This is a genomic window from Methanobacterium formicicum (genome assembly GCF_029848115.1).
GTDB classification, from domain to species: Archaea; Methanobacteriota; Methanobacteria; order Methanobacteriales; family Methanobacteriaceae; genus Methanobacterium; species Methanobacterium formicicum.
The window spans coordinates 35,001-42,500 of record NZ_JARVXG010000027.1; the positions used below are offsets into that span (position 1 = coordinate 35,001).

The following is a 7,500-nucleotide window of genomic DNA, read 5'->3' on the forward strand; positions in this document are numbered from 1 at the left end:
AGTTACGCTCCAGGAATTCTTTAGCCATTTCCGCTACTTCTTTTCCACCATTAGGATAGTTAGAGCAACCTACAAAGGCGATCACCCCGGGTATGTCTCCCAGTACAATTGGTGCACCGACTCTGCGGATTTCAACGTCCTGAGCAGGGCCTCTTCCGGCCCTGATGTTGAATTTTTCTTCTTTGGATAGTTTTTCACCCACCTTGGCCAGCATGGACATGAGGGGGAGGTCCCTTTCACATTCCTGTTCACATCTTCCACAGGTGTAGCATACATCGTTGAGGTAAAGTTCTTCAAAGGTAGAGAAGTCACCTTCACCGGCTTTAACCACGGCATCCATCATGGGTTGGCCATTGGGACAAACCCTAACGCACCAACCACATTCTGTGCACTCCGAAGCCAGTTTCTGGACTTCGTCCAGGTCCGGTAATTTTTTGAGTGTTGCTCGTTCTGGGGATAATATATTAGCAGCTTTTACCGCTACTTCTCCAACTTTAGCCGGATCCAATATCAGGGCTCCGGGTATTTCTTTGTTCACCAGTTTACTGACGATTTTATCCGGGTCTTCACTGGTTAAATCCGGTAATCCCAGGCATATTTTATCGGTGGTGGCAATTACTGCCGTGTTCTTGGCCTGGGCTTCTTCCAGGATATCAGTACGCACACACTGTTCATCCACCACTATAACATCCGCCACTCCACTGCGCACGAATTTAAGCTGTTTGGATATGGGCCCCACAACCTTGGCCTGGTCATTGTACCGGCTGATATCAATGGCAGCACAGCAGATTCCACAGACTTCCAGGTCTTCTTCCTGACCAGTTTCATCCATGTAATCCATTATTCCTGCACCAGGGAGTACATTGTGTCCTATACACAACACCACTGGTTTCTGGGTGTCAATGGTGCCCACTCCCATTTCTATTAGCGGTGCATTTTCATCTCCTTTAGGCAGGTTAAGGGCTGCTATCTGGGCTATATCCCCAATTTCCATACCTAAATTATCCATAAGTCCGGCATGGAGGGCTTTTGATTCAAAATCTATTGATTTACCTTCCTGACCAGTATGACATGCGGATAAAAGATGTATCATCTGTTCTTCCAGATAATCCAGGGCTTCTTTTAGATCACCTAATGTCTGGGGTTTTTTACCCAGTACAGTCATCATTATGGGGGCCTGAATATCGATGTTCAAACCCATGTCTATGGGCTGGTCTGCACCGAATTCTTCGATCAGGTGTTCCACCAGGTGTCGGGAATGGCCAGAGTGGCAGGCAGAGCCAATACAACTGGCCAGTAGTACGGTACGGGCCTGCTGGGCTTCGGCATCAATTCCACAGGCTCCTTTTTTATTGGTCAAATCACACTTACCAAAGGTACACAGGCAGCACATATCACAGAAGGGAGCATAGAATGGCTCATAACGACCCATCAACTTCATATCCCATGATCTTAGATCAGTTATACTGGGTTTGGGAGTAGGTCCCTGAGTTTCAACCTCTGGAACTTCAATTACCCCGCTTGCTTCATCAATTTCACCAATGGAAATTTTAATGTCCTTGGTTTTCCAAAAATCATCCTTGAAATTTTTTGGTTTAGACTCTGGTTTGGGTGCCACAATTATCACCAATTCTTAATGATTTATAATGATAATGATTTATAATGATGTTTTCTTTCTAGTTGATTAGAATATATAAAGTTTGTGCATAACCAACATCTTTAAGCCATAATCAGTAATACTTTAATAATAATTTCCCGGGAAATAGGGAATACTTCTTATGGTCAGACATAGGAAATTATCAATTATCACAAGTTATATATAAAATCTGATGTTATAAAAACCAAAATTTCCCACAAACACCATTCATAACCTTGTTTTCCACTAAAATAAAAATATATCCAGAAAAAAATAGTGTTAAGTAAGGGCATACATCGCCCCTTTACACCCCAATTTTGTATTATTTAGACCTTTGGTTCCAGTCTTATTATTCAGACCTTTGGTTCCAGTCTTTTTATCATAAAAGCCATGAAGGCCACAATAGCAGGGAATAAGAACAAGTACATAATTATAAGCAGTATTGGTGGTACAACTGACCCCATAACCGTTGCTGCGGCGATAATCATGATCATGAAGATAACTGGACCCAGTATGGCCACGAACATGTAGATCATGGTAAATGAGTTGAGTTTTTGGGCGTAGTCCTTTAGCTTCATCCTCATTTCATAGGCAGTATCATCGGCAATTACGCTCAGTGTTTTGGCCAGATCCCCCCCGCTGGTTAACGTACGGGTGATCTGGTGTATGGCCCGGGTTAGTCCGTCGGAGTTAATCCTCTCACTCATATCCACCAGGGCCTTTTCCGTGGTTTCTCCGTATTTTATTTCCTCCAGTGCCCGGGCGAATTCTTCAGAAAGAGGTCCGTAACCAGACATGGCTATGGATCTCATACTATCATGTAAACCAATTCCAGCCCTTAATTCCGTGGCCATTTGCCGTAAAGCGTAGGGTAATTCCCGTGAAGCAGCGGTAGAACGGCCACCAGTTTTGATTTTGGGCATATACACGATGAACATGGTCATGAGCAAGATGATAATACCGAAAACCAGCCCGATCTCCACACCGAATCCCAGAACCACGATGATGGTGAAAACAACGGCAAAGGCAATTACACCCATAATTAAAATAAGTTTAGGATCCAAACCTGGTTTTTCCTCTTCCTTCAGAAGCTCTTCCAGGGATGCTTTACGAACTGCCTCCTTCTGGGCTTTATCATCATCTTCGACCTTTTCTTTCCTCTCGTATTTCTGGTCAATGAGATCACGGAAAATTTCAATTTCATCCTTCTCCATGCCCATTTTCTTTATAACTTTACGGGAAGCTTTAGTTTTAGAAACAGATTTAGGTTCGAAGGCACCCTCTTCTGGTTTGGTTTCTCTTTTAATGGAAGGTCTAGATATTTTAGGCCTTTCAACATCCCTAATCTTTTTAACAGGTTTTTGCACTCCTTCACTGACCTTCTGAACTCCTCCACCAACTTTCTGGCTGGAGTTAACTGTCAGGTCACCTATACGGTTGAAGACCTTTTTAATACCGCCAAAGACCATTCATCTCACCAAAACCTTCTTTTTGTTATCTGCAGGTCCATACATCTAAATAGATATGACTTTCCTGATTGAAATTCATTATTAAATAGATATCCCTAATGCTTAAAGTATTCTATCTAGCATTCCATCTGGATCTTTGTAGTAACTGTTGATACAGCGGCCCACTTCCTCAATGGAACGGATGTTGTTATCTGCCAGGTATTCAAGAACCAGTCTCCTTTTTTCAATTTCTTCTTCCAGTTCGGATATGCCCACACCCCTCATTTCTGCCATTTCTCTCAGGGTCTGGCTGGCAATTCCCACATATTCTACCTTATCAGTTACGTTATTCCACTCAAACACCCGGTTAAGCTGAACATTACCTTCTTCCATTCCCACCACTTCCGCAACTTCAGTGATACGGCGGATAGATCCTCCTTCAGCACGGTACATACGGTTTTGCATGATAATGAAGTCCAGTGCCGGGATCATTATGTTAGGCACGTTCATTGGTGGGTTTACCAAACGGGTGATGGTTTCTCGGGCAGTGTTGGAGTGGAGAGTTCCCATTCCAGAGTGACCAGTGTTTAATGCCGTGAAAAGGGTTATGGCCTCCATTCCACGAACTTCCCCTACTATTACCCGGTCCGGTCTCTGTCGGAGGGAGTTTTTAACCAGGGTATCCATGGTGAGTTCACCCTTCCCTTCAATGTTGGGTGGCCTAGTTTCCATACGTAAAACATGAGAGTGAGGTAACTGCAATTCCAGAGTATCTTCAATGGTTATGATACGCTCTCGGGGTGGTACGAAGGCAGCTATGGTGTTGAGGGTGGTGGTTTTACCCGAACCAGTACCTCCGGCAATAATGGCGTTACAGGGTTTTACACCCATACCATCGGTACACACCCACAGGAACCCTGCCAGATGAGAGGACATGGTTTTGAAGTTGATTAAATCCACCACAGTGAGGGGGTCTTTCCTGAATTTCCTGATGGTCAGGGTGGGTCCATCGGCAGAAACCGGGGGGAGGGTGGCGTTAACCCTGGAACCATCCTTAAGACGGGCGTCCAGTATAGGAGTTTGCTGGTCAATACGACGGTTAACCTGTCGGGCGATAACATCGATTATGGACCTTATATCATCGTCAGACTCGAAAACCACGTTGGTGACCATCATCCCGATCTTACGGTGGTAGACAAAAACATTACTCCCGGTACCAATGACCATGATCTCCTCCAGATCATCGTCCTTGATCATGGGATCCAGTTTTCCGTACCCCAACATCACCTGGGAGATCTGAGTGGCCAGTCTTTCCACATCTCGAACTCCCCTGGTTCTTAGGAACTGTTTAACGTCTCCTATAAATGATTCTTCGTCAATATTAAATTCTTCGCCCTGGGAAACAGCAACTTCCACCAGTTTCTCCCGGACTTCGTTGAATATCATTTCTTCCTTGTCGGAAAAATGGGGAACACTGACATTGTACTTGGGGATCAGGCCTTCTTCTACTATCTCCGCCTTCAATCCTGTGGAAGCTTTCCTGACCTTTTTCTCACGTTTGGGGGGTTTTTTCATTATCTGGTCTAGGGTAAACTTTTCTTCCTCTTCTGGAACTGGAGGTTCCCTTTCTTTGCGAGGTAAAGGATATTCCTCCTCCTCGACTATTTCTTCCTCCTTCTCTTCGTCAGAACCGAACTCTCCCAGAAGATCCCTCAGTATTTCCTTGCGTTTGTCCTTCATTTTCTCACGATTTAACAGTAGATTATTAGCCGGGGGCATTACAGCAGGGCATGATCAAATAAATTCCATTATTAAATTAAATTAATATTATTTATATAAAGTATCAAATATTTAAGTATATGGACATAAAGTGCCGATGCAACCAAGATTGTATTAAAAAACCGCCGGTGGTCCTTGAGGAAATAGAAAATATTTATTTTCCCTGTGATAACTGTCCAGATTGGAATTTCAAGAAATTCAAACCATTCACTGGGCAGATAAATCCCTCAGAAAGGATAGATGAAAACTGGGGGAGATGTTCCTGTGACCGTCGTCACCTGGACGTGGTGGTGGGTCACGTACTCCGGATCATGCAGTTAGAAGGGATTAAGGATGAAAAGTCAACCCTGCGAGATGCCTGTGTTCCCCTGATAACACCGGCCTATCCCCTCCGCAATGTACCCTACCTACTCCCGGATACACTGGTGATATTATCCCCTGATGTGGATGAAAAATGTGCTAAAAAGATAGTAAAGGAAGTACCTGAAGTTAAAGGTGTGCTTAAAGGAGATATCAAAGATACGGTTGGAATTAAAGATAATAACACTTCTAACCGGTACAAATTACTGGCGGGCTGTGATATGCGCTGTGACCTGGTGCAAACTGGGGCTGGACCCCTCTGTATCTACAAACACCAGGGTGAAATACATGTAGAGTTCCCTAAACCAGTATCTCCCAAGATTTCGGCCTTGAGTAAGGTGATGAGCCAATACCAAAATCCTAAAATTCTGGACTGCACCTGTGGTCCAGGGACACTAGGGATAGCTGCCCTTAAAGCAGGAGCCAGCCGGGTTGTTTTCAATGATCTGTGGTACCCGGCAGCCTACGCCACCAGCCTCAACCTGGAAGTTAACGGGTTCCCGGTAAAACTATCCAATAAAAAGGAAGGACTAATCTCCCAGGGAAAATCGTGGGATGTTTACTGTCTGGATGTGGAGGAACTTAGCTCATCTTTAGAAGAAAAATTCCATATCGGAGTGGTGGACACCTTTCCAGGAATGGACACCACTGTCTTTATCAAAGCCATAGAAAACCTCTGTCAGGAAGTTATAGTTATTTAAAAAGGTTATACTTATTTTAAATATAAAATACAGGGATTAAGCCGGCAGATAATAGGAATGCAATAAGTATAAACTTAAAATCAGTGTGGGGATCATTTAGCTTATTCCCGTGTAAATCACAATGGCCGGAATAATTAACACCCCCATAAGGTTTGATTTATTAATGTCTAAATAGTGGGGGAGCAATCCAAGGGAAACCGATGTTATGTAGGTCACTATTACAAAAAACAGATTCGCATTTTCCATCACCGCAAAAAGGACCACCAAAAAACTCATAAAAACTATAACCAGCCACGATAATTTCTCATAATTTATTTTTTCTATAAAATGACTAAACCAGTCCCCTAATTTTATACAGAGAACCAGGGAAATGGATACACTGGTTATGGCCGCGAATATCATGATTAGAAGATGATTAAAGTCCAGTCCCTGCAGTATCTGGTTAACATAAACCGCAATGCCACTGCGAGGATTACCAATTAGATAAATTGCTATAAGTGAAAAAAGGGCATCAGATGCGTTAACACCACTCATGGCCACTAAAAAGCCCTCCCTCTCACTACCACGATCGGAACTACCACTTAACTCCTGGGCCAGAAGACTTCCCTGGGCTGGTCCCATGCCCGGTAGAAATCCCAGAATACTTCCGGCAATTCCCCCGGCAAATATCCCCCGAAATATGCCCCCATCTATTTCCAGGTGATAATCCTGGTGCTGGGGAGGTAGCACCGATTTTTGAGATAGACTGTGAAGAAGGGTGCTTACTCCGAAAAGGCCGGAAAAAAGACATAATAAGGAAACACTTGCCGATAAGGGGGAGTTAAGGGCAACCCATCCCATGATCCCTGAAAAAAGGAACAGGATGCAGGACCATATAAATGAAGTCCAGTCCCGGCTGAGGCGTATCAACATGTAAATCACTGTCACCGATAATATAATCCAGATGTATGGTTTTAAAAGGCCGTACACAAATGGTAACCCCACCATAAATAGAGGTAAAAGGATTATGGTTACTATCATGGCCCCAAACCCTCCCAGGGAGACCAGGCGTAAGGCTTCCTTTCCCCTTCCCTGCAGCAGGAGGTGATGACCTGGCATGACTGAAAGGACAGTTCCCTCCTCTGGTACTCCCAAGTACATGGAGGGTACAAACTCCAGAAGTGCGTGGGATATGGACATGGACAACAGGAAAACAGCCAGTACTTCTGGAGAATAAGAGTAGAGAAGAAGGGGTGATGCGGAGAAAACAAAGGCGCCGGCAGTATTCACATGAATACCCGGGATTAAACCAGTTACCACGCCACATAAAACCCCAATTACACAGGCCAGTACCAGATCCAACATTCACCAACATCCCCCTCAGCTTAGCGATGTAATAATATTAATTATGTAATAAGTATTAATAATTTATGGTGAGTGCCAAACCAAAGGTCCTCACTTAAATCCAAAAACAAACTGAATCCAAAATCAAATTAACAGAACAAACAACGACTTACCTTGATAAACAACAAAATAAAAAGGTTTTAGGAACATTAAATCCTTTCCAAGATTATATATGTCCCCGGGAACATTTATG

5 protein-coding genes (1 of these 5 cut by a window edge) are annotated in these 7,500 nt (G+C 43.8%); 1 reads left to right on the plus strand and 4 read right to left on the minus strand.

Translation table 11 applies throughout. The annotated features are described in order from the left end of the window. The 3 genes from cdhA to QC759_RS01980 form a co-directional block, all read right to left on the minus strand. Nucleotides 1-1,627 carry the 5' portion of a CO dehydrogenase/acetyl-CoA synthase complex subunit alpha gene (cdhA, locus tag QC759_RS01970; RefSeq protein ID WP_424971046.1) on the minus strand. The gene continues 737 nt to the left of window position 1, outside the view, so the window shows 1,627 of its 2,364 coding nt (coding positions 1-1,627); it begins with the start codon at nt 1,625-1,627; the stop codon falls past the left edge of the window. 362 nt (nt 1,628-1,989) lie between these two features. Further along, nucleotides 1,990-3,105, minus strand: coding sequence for a type II secretion system F family protein (locus tag QC759_RS01975; RefSeq protein WP_048072371.1), 1,116 nt, complete (start codon nt 3,103-3,105; stop codon nt 1,990-1,992). Nucleotides 3,106-3,207: 102 nt separating this feature from the next. Further along, the gene (locus QC759_RS01980; protein WP_081944551.1) at nt 3,208-4,824 is read right to left on the minus strand and encodes a TadA family conjugal transfer-associated ATPase; all 1,617 of its coding nucleotides are present in this window, start codon (nt 4,822-4,824) and stop codon (nt 3,208-3,210) included. A 119-nt stretch (nt 4,825-4,943) separates the two neighbouring features. On the opposite strand from QC759_RS01980, the gene QC759_RS01985 reads away from it, so the two are divergent. Beyond that, nucleotides 4,944-5,924, plus strand: coding sequence for a 50S ribosomal protein L11 methyltransferase (locus tag QC759_RS01985; protein ID WP_048072372.1), 981 nt, complete (start codon nt 4,944-4,946; stop codon nt 5,922-5,924). A 96-nt stretch (nt 5,925-6,020) separates the two neighbouring features. On the opposite strand, the gene QC759_RS01990 is transcribed toward QC759_RS01985, so the two are convergent. Further along, nucleotides 6,021-7,268 carry a tripartite tricarboxylate transporter permease gene (locus QC759_RS01990; RefSeq protein WP_048072373.1) on the minus strand — a complete coding sequence of 416 codons (1,248 nt, stop codon included), beginning with the start codon at nt 7,266-7,268 and terminating at the stop codon, nt 6,021-6,023. Nucleotides 7,269-7,500 lie beyond the last annotated feature (232 nt).

Bases quoted from the DNA above. Each gene is read 5' to 3' on its own strand.
- QC759_RS01975 (WP_048072371.1), bottom strand. From the start codon at position 3,105: ATGGTCTTTGGCGGTATTAAAAAGGTCTTCAACCGTATAGGTGACCTG.
- QC759_RS01980 (WP_081944551.1), bottom strand. From the start codon at position 4,824: ATGAAGGACAAACGCAAGGAAATACTGAGGGATCTTCTGGGAGAGTTC.
- QC759_RS01985 (WP_048072372.1), top strand. From the start codon at position 4,944: ATGGACATAAAGTGCCGATGCAACCAAGATTGTATTAAAAAACCGCCG.
- QC759_RS01990 (WP_048072373.1), bottom strand. From the start codon at position 7,268: ATGTTGGATCTGGTACTGGCCTGTGTAATTGGGGTTTTATGTGGCGTG.